Source organism: Neorhizobium sp. T25_13 (assembly GCF_002968675.1).
Taxonomy (GTDB): domain Bacteria; phylum Pseudomonadota; class Alphaproteobacteria; order Rhizobiales; family Rhizobiaceae; genus Neorhizobium; species Neorhizobium tomejilense.
On sequence record NZ_PVBI01000004.1, the window covers coordinates 375,720 to 391,728 of the forward strand.

The 16,009-nt window shown below is 61.7% G+C and carries 16 protein-coding genes; 7 read left to right on the forward strand and 9 right to left on the reverse strand.

What is annotated here, in order from left to right:
• Positions 1-35: 35 nt before the first annotated feature.
• Both C5J22_RS11915 and C5J22_RS11920 read right to left on the reverse strand, forming a co-directional pair.
• Positions 36-1,316, reverse strand: a complete 1,281-nt coding sequence (locus C5J22_RS11915) for a TRAP transporter large permease (protein WP_105438379.1) — start codon at positions 1,314-1,316, stop codon at positions 36-38.
• A gap of 10 nt (positions 1,317-1,326) precedes the next feature.
• On the reverse strand, positions 1,327-1,890 hold the full coding sequence (locus C5J22_RS11920; protein ID WP_105438380.1) for a TRAP transporter small permease: 564 nt from the start codon (positions 1,888-1,890) through the stop codon (positions 1,327-1,329).
• A gap of 296 nt (positions 1,891-2,186) precedes the next feature.
• Here C5J22_RS11920 and C5J22_RS11925 point away from each other — a divergent pair, with 296 nt between their 5' ends.
• Complete coding sequence (locus C5J22_RS11925; protein WP_046608629.1) at positions 2,187-2,825, forward strand: TetR family transcriptional regulator; 639 nt, start codon at positions 2,187-2,189, stop codon at positions 2,823-2,825.
• Here the strand turns inward: C5J22_RS11925 and maiA are convergent.
• The 3 genes from maiA to hmgA all read right to left on the reverse strand — a co-directional run bounded on the left by maiA (position 2,822) and on the right by hmgA (position 5,939).
• A complete protein-coding gene (gene maiA, locus C5J22_RS11930; RefSeq protein ID WP_105438381.1) occupies positions 2,822-3,472 on the reverse strand; it encodes a maleylacetoacetate isomerase in 651 nt (216 codons plus the stop codon). The genes C5J22_RS11925 and maiA overlap by 4 nt on opposite strands.
• Positions 3,469-4,488: a fumarylacetoacetate hydrolase family protein gene (locus C5J22_RS11935; protein ID WP_105438382.1), complete on the reverse strand. Its 1,020-nt coding sequence runs from the start codon at positions 4,486-4,488 to the stop codon at positions 3,469-3,471. Before C5J22_RS11935 ends, maiA begins: the two co-directional genes overlap by 4 nt.
• A gap of 86 nt (positions 4,489-4,574) precedes the next feature.
• On the reverse strand, positions 4,575-5,939 hold the full coding sequence (gene hmgA / locus C5J22_RS11940) for a homogentisate 1,2-dioxygenase (RefSeq protein ID WP_105438383.1): 1,365 nt from the start codon (positions 5,937-5,939) through the stop codon (positions 4,575-4,577).
• 79 nt (positions 5,940-6,018) lie between these two features.
• Between hmgA and C5J22_RS11945 the strand changes: the two genes are divergently transcribed.
• Positions 6,019-6,495, forward strand: coding sequence for a MarR family winged helix-turn-helix transcriptional regulator (locus C5J22_RS11945; protein ID WP_105438384.1), 477 nt, complete (start codon positions 6,019-6,021; stop codon positions 6,493-6,495).
• Here C5J22_RS11945 and C5J22_RS11950 read toward each other — a convergent pair.
• Positions 6,492-6,971, reverse strand: coding sequence for an Lrp/AsnC family transcriptional regulator (locus C5J22_RS11950; RefSeq protein WP_046599717.1), 480 nt, complete (start codon positions 6,969-6,971; stop codon positions 6,492-6,494). The two genes, C5J22_RS11945 and C5J22_RS11950, sit on opposite strands and share 4 nt — an antisense overlap.
• 124 nt (positions 6,972-7,095) lie before the next feature.
• Here C5J22_RS11950 and hppD point away from each other — a divergent pair, with 124 nt between their 5' ends.
• Complete coding sequence (hppD, locus tag C5J22_RS11955) at positions 7,096-8,211, forward strand: 4-hydroxyphenylpyruvate dioxygenase (protein ID WP_105438385.1); 1,116 nt, start codon at positions 7,096-7,098, stop codon at positions 8,209-8,211.
• A gap of 70 nt (positions 8,212-8,281) precedes the next feature.
• On the opposite strand, the gene C5J22_RS11960 is transcribed toward hppD, so the two are convergent.
• The 3 genes from C5J22_RS11960 to C5J22_RS11970 all read right to left on the reverse strand — a co-directional run bounded on the left by C5J22_RS11960 (position 8,282) and on the right by C5J22_RS11970 (position 11,460).
• Complete coding sequence (locus tag C5J22_RS11960; RefSeq protein ID WP_105438386.1) at positions 8,282-9,232, reverse strand: isoaspartyl peptidase/L-asparaginase family protein; 951 nt, start codon at positions 9,230-9,232, stop codon at positions 8,282-8,284.
• Positions 9,233-9,316: 84 nt separating this feature from the next.
• Complete coding sequence (locus C5J22_RS11965) at positions 9,317-10,909, reverse strand: ABC transporter substrate-binding protein (protein WP_105438387.1); 1,593 nt, start codon at positions 10,907-10,909, stop codon at positions 9,317-9,319.
• Positions 10,906-11,460, reverse strand: coding sequence for a MarR family winged helix-turn-helix transcriptional regulator (locus C5J22_RS11970; RefSeq protein ID WP_245440353.1), 555 nt, complete (start codon positions 11,458-11,460; stop codon positions 10,906-10,908). Before C5J22_RS11970 ends, C5J22_RS11965 begins: the two co-directional genes overlap by 4 nt.
• A gap of 211 nt (positions 11,461-11,671) precedes the next feature.
• Between C5J22_RS11970 and C5J22_RS11975 the strand changes: the two genes are divergently transcribed.
• The 4 genes from C5J22_RS11975 (at position 11,672) to C5J22_RS11990 (ending at position 16,008) form a co-directional block, all read left to right on the forward strand.
• On the forward strand, positions 11,672-12,373 hold the full coding sequence (locus tag C5J22_RS11975; protein ID WP_105438388.1) for a creatininase family protein: 702 nt from the start codon (positions 11,672-11,674) through the stop codon (positions 12,371-12,373).
• Positions 12,374-12,449: 76 nt separating this feature from the next.
• Positions 12,450-13,421: an ABC transporter permease gene (locus tag C5J22_RS11980; RefSeq protein ID WP_105438389.1), complete on the forward strand. Its 972-nt coding sequence runs from the start codon at positions 12,450-12,452 to the stop codon at positions 13,419-13,421.
• Positions 13,421-14,296: an ABC transporter permease gene (locus C5J22_RS11985; RefSeq protein WP_105438390.1), complete on the forward strand. Its 876-nt coding sequence runs from the start codon at positions 13,421-13,423 to the stop codon at positions 14,294-14,296. Before C5J22_RS11980 ends, C5J22_RS11985 begins: the two co-directional genes overlap by 1 nt.
• Positions 14,293-16,008, forward strand: a complete 1,716-nt coding sequence (locus tag C5J22_RS11990; RefSeq protein WP_105438391.1) for an ABC transporter ATP-binding protein — start codon at positions 14,293-14,295, stop codon at positions 16,006-16,008. The genes C5J22_RS11985 and C5J22_RS11990 overlap by 4 nt, the downstream gene beginning before the upstream one ends.
• Position 16,009: the final 1 nt, after the last annotated feature.

The following is a 16,009-nucleotide window of genomic DNA, read 5'->3' on the forward strand; positions in this document are numbered from 1 at the left end:
TTGATATGCACTAGGTTTGCAGAAGCTTCCCGGCCTCAACGCCCGAACCAGGCGACCGGCACGGTCACCAGTTGCGGGAAGAGAACGAGAAGGAAGAGAACGATCAGTTCGGCGATCAGGAAGGGCATCACGCCCTTCATCAGGTCTTCCATCGACAGCTTGGAGACGCCGCAGATGACGTTGAGTACCGTGCCCACCGGCGGCGTGATCAGGCCGATCGAGTTGTTGATGATAAAGAGCACCCCGAAATAGACCGGATCGATGCCCGCCTGCTTGATGATCGGCATCAGCACCGGCGTCATCACCAGAATGGTCGGCGTCATGTCCATCGCGGTACCGACCAGGACGATCAGCACCATGATCGCGAGCAGCAGCAGCGTCTGGTTGTCCATCAGCGGCTCCAGCAGCGCGACGAGATCGCCGGGTACGTCGGCAACCGTGATCAGCCAGGCGGAAACCGCAGCACAGGCGACCAGGAACATCACGACCGCGGTGATCTTTGCTGCTGCCACGAAGACGTTGAAGAGTTCGGACGGCGCAAGCTCGCGATAAACGACCATCGAGACGAACAGCGAATAGACGGCTGCGACGACGCCGGCTTCGGTCGGCGTGAACACGCCGAACTTCAGTCCGAAGATGATGATGACAGGCAGCATCAGCGCCCAGATACTGTCGACGAGCGCCTTGATGCGCACTTCGCGGCTCTGTCTCGGAGGCAGTTCGAACTGCTCCTTGCGGGCGACGATCAGCCAGGTGATGCAGAGCGCCAGCGCGATCAGCAGGCCGGGAACGATGCCGGCGAGGAAGAGCTTGGTGATCGAGACGCCGCCGATGACGCCATAGAGGATGAAGCCGATCGAAGGCGGGATGATCGGCCCGATGACCGAAGCCGATGCCAGCAGTCCGCCGGTCCGCGCCGGATCATGGCCCGATTTGATCATCATCGGATAAAGAAGCGCGCCGAGCGCGGCGGCATCCGCCACCGCCGAACCCGAGAGGCTCGACAGCACGCAGGCGGCGAAGATCGCCACGAAACCGAGACCGCCGCGTACGTGGCCGACCAGGGCCATGGCGAGATTGACGATGCGCTTCGACAGGCCGCCGGTATTCATCACCTCGCCGGCCAGCAGGAAGAAGGGAACCGCCATCAGCGGAAAGCTGTCGGCGCCGTTCAGCACGTTCTGTGCGACGATCTGGGCGTCGAAGATGTCCATGTACATCATCAGCGCCACGCCGCTGAGGATGAGCGCAAAGGCGATCGGCACGCCGAGTGCCATGGGGCCGAGAAGGGCGCCGAGGAAAATAGTGAGCGTCATCGGTTTCTCCTCAGACCTTGGTGACGCCGGCGGCAACCGCGGCTTCCGGATGGTTGTCGAGCGCCACTTCCTCCTCGCTGTCGCGCACCAGTTGGGCAGTCGCGATATCGATGCGGCCGGTGGCCACCTGGAAGGCGTCCCAGAGAATGATGAGGAAGGTCGGAACCCCGAAGGCGAGGCCGGCGCCGTAAAACCAGCCCATCGAAATGCCGGTTGCCGGCATGGTGGCAGGCAGGTTGATCAGCGTCTGCGTCCAGCTTCCGCTGATCAACAGCCATGTGGCGACGAGCATCAGCCCCTGCCCCATCAGCACGGCGATCCTGGCACTTGTCGGCGGCAGCCGCTTCAGGAGCGAATCGACACCGAGGTGGCCGTGTTCGCGCATCGCAACGACGCCACCGAGAAACGTCAGCCAGATGAAGAAGACCCGCGACAGCTCTTCCGAAACGGTGATCCCCTGGTTGAAGGCATAACGCAGCACGACATTGCCGAAGACAAGCACCACCATGCCCGCCAGAAGCAGGGCGATGACGACCTTCAGCGCGAAGAAATAGAAATCGATTACTCGTGTCACTTCCGGTCCCTCCCAAGGCTTCCGTCATCGGATGTCGACAAGGACCACCGCTGATGCGGCTGTCCACTCGGTCCTTTGACAAGATAACCTCCGCCGGGACCGCCTCCTCAGGGATCAACCGGCAATCCGGATAAAATGTACGAACTAGTGCGTATGTCAAGCGCCATCTATTGAAAGCCTCACACAGGCCCGTTATGACTTTGGAACAAATGCGAAAATTCGATGTGGACAATCGGTTGTCCAAAAGGCCCGTTTCTGTGAGCATGGCGGACGAAACGGTGAAGGCGGATTCGGGGATGGCGGCGAAACGGGAAAACGGCAGGAAAAACGATCCGCAACGCACCCAGGAAGACATCCTGGATGTGGCGACGGAGGAGTTCACGACCCATGGCCTTGCCGGCGGCCGCGTCGACGCGATCGCGGAGAAGACCCGCACCTCGAAGCGGATGATCTATTATTACTTTGGCAGCAAAGAGGGGCTCTATCTCGCCGTGCTCGAGCGGGCCTATCGCAAGATCCGCACGCTGGAAGAGGACCTGCAGCTTTCCAACCTGCCTCCGGAACAGGCGCTGCGGGTGCTGATCTCGACAACCTTCGAACATGACGAGGCCAATCCGGAATTCGTCCGGCTGGTCAGCATCGAAAACATCCACCACGCCGCACACATGCTGCGGTCCGAGGCGATCCGCGACCTGAACGTCTCGGTCATCGAGACCATTGCAGCGATCCTAGATCGCGGCGTCGCGGCCGGTGTATTTGCCCGGAAAGCCGACCCGATCGACATTCACATGCTGATCAGTGCCTTCTGCTTCTTCCGCGTCTCCAACCGTTATACGTTCGGCACGATCTTCCGCCGTGACCTTTCGGAACCGGCGACCATGGAGCGCCACAAGGGCATGATCGCCGACGCGGTGATCAGCTACCTGAAGACTTAGCGAGCCGCCTTGTCGGGACGGGCATTGTCGGGATGAGCGTTGGCGAACGGTTTCAGTTCGGCGCAGCGGTCGGCGATCTCGACAAGCTTCGGGCAGGCCGAAAGATCGACGCTCCACCGCCGCGCGTTGTAGACCTGCGGCACGAGGCAGATATCCGCCATCCCCGGCCGGTCGCCGTGACAGAATGTGCCGGTCGAAGGGGAATTAAGCAGTATCTCGAAGGCAGCAAGCCCTTCCCCGATGAACTTCTGCATCCAGGCCAACCGGGCGTCGTCGCCGCCGCCGGTCATCGATAAGACATGGCCGACAACATGCGTGTTGCAGACCGGATGGATTTCCATGGCGATGACATAGGAAAGCGCCCTCACCCGCTGCCGCCCGACGGAATCGCCCGGCAGGAAGGCGCCGCCGCGCGTCTCGTCGAGATATTCGATCACCGCCAGCGACTGGGTAAAACTGTGGCCGTCGATTTCCAGCACCGGCACCAGCCCCTGCGGGTTGCGGGCGAGATGTTCCTGCGACCTGTGCTCCTTGGCGAGGATGTCGACCGGAACCGTGCGGAATGTTTCGGCCGCCATGTTCAGGGCGATCCTCAGCCGATAACTCGCCGAGGACCGCCAGTAATCGTAGAGAACCGTATCGCTCATCCTGCCTTCTCGTATCTCGTCACGGTCTGTTCGATCGCACCGAAGATCGAATGACCCTTGTCGTCCTTCATCTCGATCCGCACCGTATCCCCGAAGTGCAGGAAAGGCGTCTTCGGAACGCCGAAGTTGATCGTCTCGATGGTGCGGATTTCGGCGATGCAGGAATAACCGGCTCCGCCATCGGCCACCGGCTTGCCGGGACCTCCGTCGAGCTTGTTGGAGACCGTGCCCGAACCGATGATCGTGCCGGCAATCAGCGGCCGCGTCTTCGCCGCATGGGCGATCAGTTGCGGGAAATCGAAGGTCATGTCGACGCCGGCATTGGCCCGGCCGAAAGGCTTGCCGTTCAGGTCGACCTTGAGCGGCAGGGAAAGCTTGCCGCCGTCCCAGGCCGAACCCAGCTCGTCGGGCGTGACCGCGACCGGAGAAAAAGCGGAGGATGGCTTCGACTGGAAGAAGCCGAAACCCTTGGCGAGTTCGGATGGGATCAGCCCGCGCAAGGACACGTCGTTGACGAGAAGCACGAGACGGATCGCCTCCCGCGCTTCATCCAAGGAAGCCCCCATCGGCACGTCGCCGACGATCACCGCAATCTCGCCCTCCATATCTGCGCCCCAGGCCTCGTCGCCGAGCGGGATCGGATCGCGCGGTCCGAGAAAACTGTCGGAACCGCCCTGATAGATCAGCGGATCGGTCCAGAAGCTTTCCGGCATATCGGCATTGCGCGCCCGGCGCACCAACTCGACGTGATTGACGTAAGCCGATCCGTCCGCCCACTGGTAGGCACGCGGCAGCGGCGATGCGGCATCATGTTCGTGGAAACGGATAGTCGGCTGCGAACCGGTCTCGATACCCTCCGCGACCCGTTCAAGCCGCGGACCGACATAGTCCCAGTCGTCGAGCGCGGCCTGGAGGGTGCGGGCGATATGGCCGACCTCCGAGCACTGGGTCAGGTCTTTCGAGACGACGACCAGGCGGCCGTCGCGGGTGGAATCCTTCAGTGTCGCGAGCTTCATGAATGAGTGTTTCCCGTTTTATCGTTGGTATTGCTCCCAGAATGTGTGGAGATCGCGCAAGAAGGCAACCGTTATGTCGCGCCGCCTCACTTGATCCCCGGCGTACCGTCGAACTTTCGCTCGAGGCCTGACCAGCAATCCACGTAATTGTCCTGCAGCGTCTCCAGTTCAGCTGCGAATTTGGTGAGTTGCTGCGGGAAACGGGTCTCGAACATGAATGCCATGGTGTTGTCGAGCTTGACGGGTTTCAGCTCTCCGTTCGAGGCCTTCTCGAAGCCGGTGAAGTCAGGTCCGTGCGGCAGCATCATGTTGTGCAGGCTCATGCCGCCTGGCACGAAGCCCTCCTCCTTGGCATCGTAGCGGCCGTAGATCAGGCCCATGAATTCGCTCATGATGTTGCGGTGATACCAGGGCGGACGGAACGTGTGTTCGGCCACCAGCCAGCGCGGTGGAAAAATCACGAAATCGACATTGGCGGTTCCCTCCTCTCCCGAGGGAGCGGTCAGAACCGTGAAGATCGACGGATCGGGATGGTCGAAGAGAATGGCGCCGACCGGCGAAAAGGTGCGCAAATCGTATTTGTACGGTGCGTAATTGCCGTGCCAGGCGACCACGTCGAGTGGCGAATGGCCGATCTCGGTCAGATGGAACGAACCGCACCATTTCACCTGCACGCGGCAGGGCGTCTCCTTGTCCTCATAGGCCGCCACCGGCGTCTTGAAATCGCGCGGATTGGCAAGGCAGTTGGCGCCGATCGGTCCGCGATCCGGCAGGGTGAACTTGGCGCCGTAATTCTCGCAGATATACCCGCGCCAGACCTTTTCCTCGCCGAGCCGGGTCACCTTGAACATGGTTCCGCGCGGGATGATGCAGATCTCCGAAGGCTCCAGATCCATCTTGCCAAGTTCGGTGAAAACCCGGATCGCCCCCGTCTCCGGCACGATCATCATTTCGCCGTCGGCATTGAAGAAATAGTCATCCACCATGTCGGCGTTGAAGACATAGACATGCGCCGCCATACCTGACTGGGAGAGCGCATCGCCCGCCGTCGTCATCGTGCGGATGCCTTCGAGGAAGTTCAGCGTTTCCGTTGGTGCCGGCACCGGGCTCCAGCGAAGCTGGCCGAGCGCCAGCGAATGTTCGGCGATGTGAGGTGCCGTCTTCCACAGCGGATAGTCGATCTTCGCGAACCGGCCGGTGTGGCGCACGCTCGGGCGGATGCGATAGAGCCAGGAACGCTCGTTCGTGCCGCGCGGCGCGGTGAAAGGCGAACCGGAGAGCTGTTCCGCATAAAGCCCGTAATTGCATTTCTGGGGGCTGTTCTGGCCCTGCGGGAGGGCTTCGGGAAGGCTCTCGGTTTCGAAATCGTTGCCGAAACCCGGCATATAGCCGAGCTTTTCGGCATTCGCCCCGGTAAACTGCGTGGCGTTCGGATCGATCTTGTCCAGCATGGCTTGTTTCCTCCCATGATGACGATATGGTTGCAAACGTAACCATTATTTTTGTAACCATCAACGCCCGATCAACATCATGACAACCGATAATTTCGAACTCGAACAGTTCCTCCCCTACAGGCTCAACCGCGCCGCCGAATTCGTCGGCCTGCGCTTCGCCGCCCATTACAAGGCGAAATACGGCCTGACTCGGCCGGAATGGCGCACGCTTGCGGCGCTAGGCAGTTCGGGCCGCATGACCTCGAAAGCCGTCGGCGCGCATTCCTCCATGCACAAGACCAAGGTCAGCCGTGCCGTCTTCGCGCTCGAACAACGCCGCTGGCTGAAGCGCAGCCAGGACGATGCGGACCGGCGTCTCGAACACCTGGAACTGACCCCCGCCGGACAGCAGGCCTATCGGGAACTGATCGAGCTCGCCCGCCGCTATCAGACTGAACTGGAGACGGAAGTCGGCGGGAGCGGCATCGAGGCTTTGTCGAACGGTCTAGCGGCAATCGAGCAGGTCATCCGCCGCTCGGGCAAAGGGAAGCCGCCGGAGCCGGACGAACTTTAAGCCTTGGCGGGCTTTTGAATCGGAATCCCACCAAAATCCTTCAACACGCTGAGAACGATTGATGTTTTGACATGCTGCACGCTCTCATGCGGCAACAGTATGTCGTTGACGAAATGGGATAGGCCCGCGAGATCGCGTGTCACCACCTTCAGGTGATAGTCCATCTCGCCGGTCAGCGAGAAACACTCCAGCACTTCCGGCAGGTCCTCGACAAGGCGTGCGAACCGCTTGGCGTTGTCGCGGTTATGGGTAGCGAGCGTCACGGCGATCACGACCAGGAGGTCGAGGCCGAGTTTCTGGCGGTTGAGATGTGCCCGATAGGTCTGGATGAACCCCTCGCCCTCGAGCCGCGCCCGGCGGCGCGAACATTGTGACGGCGAGAGCGCGACGAGCTCCGACAATTCGTTATTGGTCAGCCGCCCGTCGGTCTGCAGATGGCTCAGGATCTTCAGGTCATATCCGTCCAGCGCGTCCATCGTGCATGGAACTCCTCATGTCCGCACATTTCATGCACAAATCGAGCAGAATACCGCCCAGATTGCAAGCACAATGCGCCTCTCCTGCATCATCATGATGATCGAATGACAGGAGGAGTTTGCCATGGGTCCTTTCCCGCACGACGCACCGGTTTCTGAGATCACCACTGACAACCCGGCCGGCACCGATGGTTTCGAATTCGTCGAATTCGCGCATCCGGAGCCGCAGAAGCTCGAAGAGCTGTTCACCCGCATGGGCTACAGGCCGGTGGCGAAGCACAGGACGAAGAACATCACCGTCTGGCGCCAGGGTGACATCAATTACATCGTCAATGCCGAGCCGGGCAGCCATGCCATGCGCTTCGTCGACGAGCACGGCCCCTGCGCGCCGGCAATGGCCTGGCGCGTCGTCGATGCCAAACATGCCTTCGACCACGCGGTCGCCAAGGGTGCGACGCCTTATGAGGGCAAGGACAAGACGCTCGACGTGCCGGCCATCGTCGGCATCGGCGGTTCGCTTCTCTATTTCATCGAGACCTACGGCGAGAAGGGGTCGGCCTATGAGGCCGAATTCGAGTGGCTGGGGACACGCAACCCCAAGCCCGAAGGCGTCGGTTTCTATTACCTCGACCACCTGACCCACAACGTCTATCGCGGCAACATGGACAAGTGGTGGGACTTCTACCGCGAGCTCTTCAATTTCAAGCAGATCCACTTCTTCAACATCGACGGCCGCATCACCGGCCTGGTGAGCCGGGCGATCACCTCGCCCTGCGGCAAGATCCGCATCCCGCTGAACGAGTCCAAGGACGAGACCAGCCAGATCGAGGAATTCCTGAAGAAATACAAGGGCGAAGGCATCCAGCACATCGCGGTCGGCACAGACGGCATTTACGAAGCGACCGACAAGCTCGCCGAAAACGGGCTCAAATTCATGCCCGGCCCTCCGGATACCTATTACGAAATGTCCGGCACCCGCGTGCACGACCACGACGAACCGATCGATCGCATGAAGAAACACGGCATCCTGATCGACGGCGAAGGCGTGGTCGATGGCGGCACGACCAAGATCCTGCTGCAGATCTTCTCGAAAACGGTGATCGGCCCGATCTTTTTCGAGTTCATCCAGCGCAAGGGCGACGAAGGATTTGGAGAAGGCAATTTCCGCGCCTTGTTCGAATCCATCGAAGAAGACCAGGTCCGCCGCGGCGTCCTGAAGCCGCAGCAAGCCGCCGAATAAAAGAGCGGCTCCGGAGGGCGCGAGGCCCGGCGGTCATTCCGCCGGGTTTTTCGTGCCGGAAGCTCCCGGTTCAGGGTTTGATCGGGAAGACCTCGCCATGGGTGGCGACGTGGAATTTGCCTTCCGGCGTCACCCAGCCGCGGAACATGCCGTCCGTATTGTAAGGCGCGGTGATCGAGCCGTCGGCGCCGACCGCCACGAGGCCTGCCCCGATATCGTGCTGCTTCAGGTCCTCCTGGATGACCTTTGCGGCGGCCTTCTCAAGGCTCTCGCCGAGATAGGAGACGCGGGCCGCCACTTCATGGCCGACGGCATAACGCATGAAATATTCGCCCTTGCCGGTGCCGGAAACGGCGCAGACCCCGTCCCGTGCATAGGTTCCTGCGCCGATGATCGGGGTGTCGCCGATCCGGCCTTCCGGCTTGTTGTTGTAGCCGCCGGTCGAGGTCGCCGCCGCCAAATGCCCGGCGCTGTCGAGCGCCACCGCACCGACCGTGCCGTGCTTTTCCGACTCGCTGGCCTTCGCCGCTGTGCCGGCCGCCGCATGCGCCTTCATTGCCGCCAGTGCCTTGATGCGGCGTTCGGTGGTGAAATAGTCCGGCTCGACCATATCGAGCCCCGCCTCGCGGGCGAAATCGTCGGCCGCATCGCCGCCAAGCAGGATCGCATCGCCCTTTTCCATGATCTTGCGGGCCGCCTTGATCGGATTGCGGATACGCCGAACCAGCGTCACCGCGCCGGCTTCGAGCGTGCGCCCGTCCATGATCGAAGCGTCGAGTTCATGTTTGCCGTTGGTGTTGAGCGCTGCGCCGTAACCGGCGTTGAAATGCGGCGAATCCTCCATGACAACCACGGCCGCCTGCACCGCGTCGAGCGCCGCACCCCCTGCCGTCAGGATTTCCCAACCGGCTTTCAGCGCCCGTCCGAGATCGACACGCGCGGCCGCCCATTCCTCGTCGCTCAGGTCGAGCTTTGCCATGACGCCGCAGCCGCCGTGGATCGCCAGCGCAATCTTTCCCATCGGTCCTTCTCCCGTCCGAACTTGAAGTTTTCAGAAAAAAGGCCGGGCGAGATGCCCGGCCGGTAGCTCACAGGGTGGGATGGCTTATTTCGCCGGGCGGATGTTCATTGCCAGCGTGTCCTCGTCGGAACGGGGAACGATGGTGATGCCCTTCTTCATGCCCCAGGCCGAGACGGTCGAGGCGATCGCCAGATAGGGCCGATCGGTCGAAATCAGGGCATTGGCATCCATCAGGAACTTTTCACGCTTCTTGGGATCCATCTCGACGGCGGCGTCTTCGATCAGCTTGTCCATCGTCTTGTTGACATAACCGCGTAGGTTGAAGGCGCCAAGCTTGGTCGCCGGGTCGTTGCTGTGGGCAAGCGACGACAGCGTGTAGTTCGATTCACCCGTCAGCGTGCCCCAGCCCGACATGGTCATCGAGTAGTCTCCGCGCGTGTTGGCCGGGAAGAACACGGCGCCCGGCTGAGAGTTCGCTTCCACCTGGATGCCGACTGCGGTCAGCATCTGTGCGATCGTCGTGCCCACATCCTTATCGCCCGGCAGGCGGTCGTTGGTGAAGGAGAAGGTCACCTTGAAGCCATTCGGATATCCGGCTTCGGCAAGCAGCTTCTTGGCCTTTGCCGGATCGGCCTTCGTGGATTTGACGGCCGGGTTCCAGCCGAAGATATTCGGCGTCACGAGCTGCGACTGGACGGTGCCCATGCCCTCCATGGCGATCTCGGTGATCGTTTCGCGGTCGATCGCCAGATCGAAGGCTTCGCGCACCTTGGGATCCTGGAAGGGGTTCTTCGGGAGCGGCGAGCCGTCCTTGGCGCTCACCTGCGGCGGCTTCTCACGGAAGTCGAAGGCGACATTGAAGAGGTAGACGCTGTTCTGGCGCACGACGTTGAGCTTGGTATCCTTCTCCAGCGTCGGGACGTCGGAGGCCGGGATACGCGAGATGAGGTCGACCTGGCCGGCCTTCAGCTGTGCGACGCGGGCCGCATCATTGGGAATTTCCTTGCGGGTCACCTTGTCCCAGGGCTCCTTTGTGCCCCAGTAGCCGTCGAACTTCTGCAGCACGAGCTGTTCCTTCGGCGTCCAGGAGACGAACTTGTAGGGACCGGTGCCGATCGCCGCCTTGCCGGAATTGAACCCCTCCGAAGCCTTGTCGGCATTGGCGGAAAAATCCTTGGCAGCCGTGTGCGACACGACGAACAGGCGGATGAAGTCGTTGGGCAGGTTCGGCGCGGCACCATCGGTCTTGATGCGGATCGTCAACGGATCGACGATCTCGACGCCTCGGACGCGGCGCACATAGATGGTGGTCGGGTTCGGGCCGGTGACTGCCGGGATGCGCTCGATCGAGAACTTCACGTCCTCGGCGGTGAAGTCGGAGCCGTCGTGGAATTTGACGCCCGGGCGGAGCTTGAACTCCCAGGTCGTATTGTCGATGGCGGTCCAGCTGGTCGCAAGCCCAGGCTCGAGTTCGAGGTTGTTGCCGGATTTCACCAGCGAGTCGTAGATATGCTTGACCGCTTCGGCGTGGGTGCCGGCGGCGGTGAAATGCGGATCGACCGATAACGGGCCGGCGCGCACGCCGATCATCAGGTCGGCGGCAAGTGCAGCACCCGAAACGCTGCCGAGCAGTACGGCGGCGAGAGCCGCTGTGCGGAATGTCTTGAGAATAGTCATTCTTCGTTCTCCTCTATATTTATCATTGGGGGCCAGTTGGGTGAGTCCACGACGACTTTCGCCAGCAGCTCGGAGAGCATCAGCTTTTCGGCAGGCGTCAGCCCCGACAGCATGACCTTTTCGCGCTCCACCATCGGCTGCATGGCTTGATCGACGATGCGCTTTCCTTCGTCCGTGATGAACAGGACGAAGCTTCGAAGATCCGCCGCATCGACCTCGCGCCGGATGATGTTCTTGTCGATCAGTTTCTGGATCGCCCGGCTCATCGTATTCTTCGGGAAACCCGAGGAGCTGCTGATGGCGCTCGCCGTCAGGCCGTTCGAAAGGCCGAGCGAATAGAGAACGACGAATTCCGGCCGGGCCAGCCCATATTCTTTTTCGATCCAGCGATAGATCGGCTCGTTGAACTGCAGCGCCAGGAAATTGATGCGGAACGAAAGCCAGCAGGGATTCTGCCACAGCTTCACGGAGACCAGATCATCGACGCCATGACTGCCGGCCGCGGCCTTGCCACCCTGCCTGAGGAGCGCATCGAAGGATGAGATTTCCATTTGCAATGGCGTCAGCTCCCGCAGAAATCCGGGTCCGGATTTTGTTCCGTATGGAACTTGACGGTAGCTTATTTGGCTGTCAATCTCTTTTTTTAGTTCCGTATGGAACTTTGCATTTGATTGGCGCAGCGCCTGTCAAGGCACATTTTTTGTGCTTTTGTGCGAGATTGTGATTAGTTTTTGCGCGTCACGCGCATCGCATGGAGATTTCATGAAGATCGCGGATATGAACTGGATGCAGGTGGAGGAACGGGCGGCGGAAGACGACCGCTGCGTGCTTCCGATCGGCAGCGTCGAGCAGCACGCCTATCTCAGCCTCGCGACCGACATGATCCTTGCCGAAAAGATCTCGCTCGACGCGGCCGAGCCGCTCGGCATCCCGGTTTTCCCTGTCGTGCCCTATGGCCTCGCCTCGTCGTTTGCGACCTTTCCCGGCACGCTGACATTGACGCTCTCCACCTATATCGGCGTGATCCGCGACTTGATGGATAGCATCCACCGTTCCGGCTTCCGCCGCATCCTGATCGTCAACGGCCACGGCGGCAATACGCCGGCGACAGCCGTCATCTCCGAATGGCTGAATGCGCATCCGGACAGTTCGGTAAAGTTTCACGACTGGTGGCGAGCGCCAAAAACCTGGGCGAAGGTTCAGGAGATCGATCCAGCCGCCTCGCACGCCTCCTGGATGGAAAACTTCCCCTGGACCCGCACGAAAGACCAGCGTCAGCCGACGACCGCCAAGCCGAAAGTGGATTTCGCCGGCCTTGCCCAGGTCGATGCGGGCCGCAAGCGGAAACTCCTCGGGGACGGAAACTATCACGGCCTCTACCAGCGCCCCGACGAGGACATGCTGGCGATCTGGGATGTGGCGGTCGCGGAAACTCGCGATCTTCTCGAAAACGACTGGCGCTGACGGCGAGGTATCCTTCGGAGCCTCACCCTACGAAACCCGCAGAAGACGGGACTGGGGGACAAGAACAGGGGAACATATGTTAAGTTTCGTCTTGCAACGCCTGTGGCAGGCGGCGATCGTGGTCATCGCGATGTCGGCGCTCGTCTTCTGCGGCGTCTATGCCGTCGGCAATCCCATCGACGTGCTGATCTCGCCGGATGCGACGCAGGACATTCGCGCTGCGGTGATCGCCCAATACGGGCTCGACCAGCCGCTGTGGCGGCAATATTTCGCCTTTCTCGGCAGGCTGATCGAAGGCGATTTCGGCCGCTCGCTCGTTTATAGCATGCCGGTCAGCGAACTGATCCTCACCCGCCTGCCGGCGACGCTGGAACTGACGCTGGCGGCCGTTCTTTTTGCCAGCCTCGTCGGCATCCCGATCGGTATGTATGCCGGCTACCGGCCGCATAGCCTGATTTCCCGTGCCATCATGGCGATCTCGATCCTCGGCTTCTCCGTGCCGACCTTCTGGTTCGGCCTGATGCTGATCATGGTGTTCGCCGTGCAATGCGGCTGCATGCCGGCCGGCGGACGCGGCGAGACGGTGAACCTGTTCGGCGTCGATTTCAGCTTCCTCACCGGCGACGGCCTCTCGCATCTGGTACTGCCAGCACTGAACCTGGCACTCTTCAAGTTCTCCTTGATGATCCGCCTCGCCCGCGCCGGCACCCGCGAACTGATGCTGAGCGACACGGTGAAATTCGCCCGTGCCGCCGGCCTGTCCGAATTCACGGTGCTGAGCCGGCACGTGCTTCGCCTGATCTCCATTCCGCTCGTCACCGTCTTCGGTCTGGAGCTCGGCTCGACCCTCGCCTTTGCGGTCGTCACCGAAACCATCTTTTCCTGGCCCGGCCTCGGCAAGCTGATCATCGACAGCATCACCTCGCTCGACCGGCCGGTCATGGTCGCTTACCTGATGCTCGTCGCCTTTCTGTTCATCGTCATCAACCTGATCGTCGATCTGACCTATGCGCTGCTTGATCCGCGCCTGCGAAAGGGCCGTGCCTGATGCGCGATACTCTGCTTGGCCGTTTCCTCGAGGAATTCTTCCGCAACAAGGTCGCGACGGGCGCCGCGATCGTCGTCCTGCTGATCGTCCTGACCGCGATCGTGGCGCCGCTGGTCACCCCACAGGACCCCTATGACCTGACCAGCCTGGTACTGCGCGATGCGCGCCGCGCGCCCGGTTATGTCGGCACCGGCGGTTACACCCATTGGCTCGGCACGGACTCGCAAGGCCGCGACCTCCTATCGGCGATCATCTACGGGCTTCGCATCTCCCTGCAGATGGGCGTGATCGCTGGCGGCGTCGCCTTCGTCATCGGCGCGGTCGTCGGCTGCTCGGCCGCCTATATCGGCGGCCGTTTTGAGAGCCTTGCGATGCGCATCGTCGACCTGCAGCTTTCCTTCCCGGCAATCCTGCTCGCCTTCGTCATTGCAGCCCTTCTCGGCCAGGGGCGTTATCAGCTGATCATGGCGCTGATCTTTGCGCAGTACGCCTATTTCGCCCGCACCGCCCACGGTGCGGCATCGGCCGAAAGGCAGAAGGATTATGTCGAGGCCGCGCTCTCCATCCCGCTGTCGCCCTGGCGCGTCGTGGTCAAGCACATCCTGCCGAACTCGCTGCCGCCGCTGATCGTCGTCGCAACGGTGCAGGTGGCGAGCGCCATTTCGCTGGAAGCCACCCTCTCCTTCCTGGGCGTCGGCCTGCCGCCGACCGAACCGTCGCTCGGCATGCTGATCGCCAACGGCTTCCAGTATCTGCTCTCCGGCCGCTACTGGATCTCGATCTATCCCGGCGTGGCGCTGATCCTGTTCATCGTCTCACTCAACCTCGTCGGCGACCAAATCCGCGACCAGCTCAATCCGAGGCTCCGCCGATGACTGAAACGACGAGTGCTCCGCTTCTCGAAGTCACCAATCTCAGGACCTGGTTTCCAAGTGGACGCGGCGACATCAAGGCGGTCGACGGCGTCTCGTTTTCGCTGGCGCCCGGCGAAGTCCTCGGGCTCGTCGGCGAATCCGGTTCCGGCAAGTCGATCACCGGCTTCTCGATCATCGGCCTGATCGACGAACCCGGCCGCATCGTCGAGGGTTCGATCAGGCTCGAAGGCCGCGAGCTGACCGGCCTGCCATCCCACGAACTGCGCGCCATCCGCGGCAAGACCATTTCGATGGTCTTCCAAGACCCGATGATGACCCTGAACCCTGTCCTGAGCATCGGCACCCAGATCAGGCTGGCGCTCGAAGCTCATGAAAAAATCAGCGCATCGGACGCACGGGAAAGAGCGATCAAGGCGCTCGCCCAGGTCCGCATCAGCGAGCCGGAACGCAAGGTGGATTTTTTTCCGCATCAGTTTTCCGGGGGCATGCGCCAGCGCGTGGCGATCGCCATTGCCCTGCTTCACCGGCCGAAACTGATCATCTGCGACGAACCGACGACGGCGCTCGACGTGTCGATCCAGGCGGAAATTCTCGCCGAGATGAAGGAACTGGTGGCCGAACTCGGCACCGCGCTGATCTGGATCAGCCATGATCTGGCGATCGTCTCGTCGATCGCCGACCGCGTCGCGGTGATGAGATACGGCAAGATCGTCGAGATCGGCCCGGCGCTCGGCGTGCTGACCCGCCCGCAGCACGATTATACCAAGGCGCTGCTCGATGCGTTGCCCTCACGCGCCAAGCCCGGGCAACTGCTGCTGCGCGGCAGCGGCATCGCGGATGCGGCACCGCCGCCGCGCAAGTCGGCGACGCTGAACCTGCCGCCGCTCGGCAGTCCCTATCTCGTTATCGACAACGCGATGAAGCGCTTTGAGAAGCCGGCGGGCTTGTTCAGGAACCTGGCGATCAAGTCCGGCATTTCCCAGCCGATGCCGGTCGTCCAGGCGGTCGACGGCGTGTCGATCACGCTGAAGCGCGGCGAAGTGCTTGGCCTTGTCGGCGAATCCGGTTCCGGAAAATCGACGCTCGGCCGCATGGCTGCCGGCATTGCGATTCCAACCTCCGGAACGATCCGTCTCAACGGCAAGCCCGTCATGAGCGACGGCCGCAATGCGCGAAAAATCACCACTCGCATCCAGACGATCTTCCAGGATCCATTTGCCTCGCTGAACGGCCGCATGCGGATCGGCGATATCATCGCCGAAGGTCCGCTTGCCCATAAGCTCGTCACCCGGACTGAAGCGTCCGTCTATGTCGGGGAATGGCTCGCCGCGGTCGGGCTCGATCCGACCTTTGCCAACCGTTTCCCGCACCAGTTCTCCGGTGGCCAGCGCCAGCGCATCGCGATCGCCCGCGCGCTCGCCATGCAGCCGGATGTGGTCGTCTGCGACGAACCGGTCGCCTCGCTCGACGTGTCGATCCAGGCGCAGATCATCAACCTGTTGATCCGCCTGCGTGCCGAACTCGACCTTTCGCTACTCTTCATCAGCCACGACCTGTCCGTCGTCCGGCATCTCTGCGATCGCGTCGCGATCATGTATCGCGGCAAGATCGTCGAGGAAGGCGTGGCCTCTACGATCTATGCCGATCCGCAGCACGATTACACCAAGCGGCTGCTCGCGGCCGTGCCGGTCCTGCCGGAGGCGGCCGAATAAA

Bases quoted from the DNA above. Each gene is read 5' to 3' on its own strand.
- C5J22_RS11915 (WP_105438379.1), bottom strand. From the start codon at position 1,316: ATGACGCTCACTATTTTCCTCGGCGCCCTTCTCGGCCCCATGGCACTC.
- C5J22_RS11925 (WP_046608629.1), top strand. From the start codon at position 2,187: ATGGCGGCGAAACGGGAAAACGGCAGGAAAAACGATCCGCAACGCACC.
- maiA (WP_105438381.1), bottom strand. From the start codon at position 3,472: ATGAGCGATACGGTTCTCTACGATTACTGGCGGTCCTCGGCGAGTTAT.
- C5J22_RS11935 (WP_105438382.1), bottom strand. From the start codon at position 4,488: ATGAAGCTCGCGACACTGAAGGATTCCACCCGCGACGGCCGCCTGGTC.
- hmgA (WP_105438383.1), bottom strand. From the start codon at position 5,939: ATGCTGGACAAGATCGATCCGAACGCCACGCAGTTTACCGGGGCGAAT.
- C5J22_RS11945 (WP_105438384.1), top strand. From the start codon at position 6,019: ATGACAACCGATAATTTCGAACTCGAACAGTTCCTCCCCTACAGGCTC.
- C5J22_RS11950 (WP_046599717.1), bottom strand. From the start codon at position 6,971: ATGGACGCGCTGGACGGATATGACCTGAAGATCCTGAGCCATCTGCAG.
- hppD (WP_105438385.1), top strand. From the start codon at position 7,096: ATGGGTCCTTTCCCGCACGACGCACCGGTTTCTGAGATCACCACTGAC.
- C5J22_RS11960 (WP_105438386.1), bottom strand. From the start codon at position 9,232: ATGGGAAAGATTGCGCTGGCGATCCACGGCGGCTGCGGCGTCATGGCA.
- C5J22_RS11965 (WP_105438387.1), bottom strand. From the start codon at position 10,909: ATGACTATTCTCAAGACATTCCGCACAGCGGCTCTCGCCGCCGTACTG.
- C5J22_RS11970 (WP_245440353.1), bottom strand. From the start codon at position 11,460: ATGGAAATCTCATCCTTCGATGCGCTCCTCAGGCAGGGTGGCAAGGCC.
- C5J22_RS11975 (WP_105438388.1), top strand. From the start codon at position 11,672: ATGAAGATCGCGGATATGAACTGGATGCAGGTGGAGGAACGGGCGGCG.
- C5J22_RS11980 (WP_105438389.1), top strand. From the start codon at position 12,450: ATGTTAAGTTTCGTCTTGCAACGCCTGTGGCAGGCGGCGATCGTGGTC.
- C5J22_RS11985 (WP_105438390.1), top strand. From the start codon at position 13,421: ATGCGCGATACTCTGCTTGGCCGTTTCCTCGAGGAATTCTTCCGCAAC.
- C5J22_RS11990 (WP_105438391.1), top strand. From the start codon at position 14,293: ATGACTGAAACGACGAGTGCTCCGCTTCTCGAAGTCACCAATCTCAGG.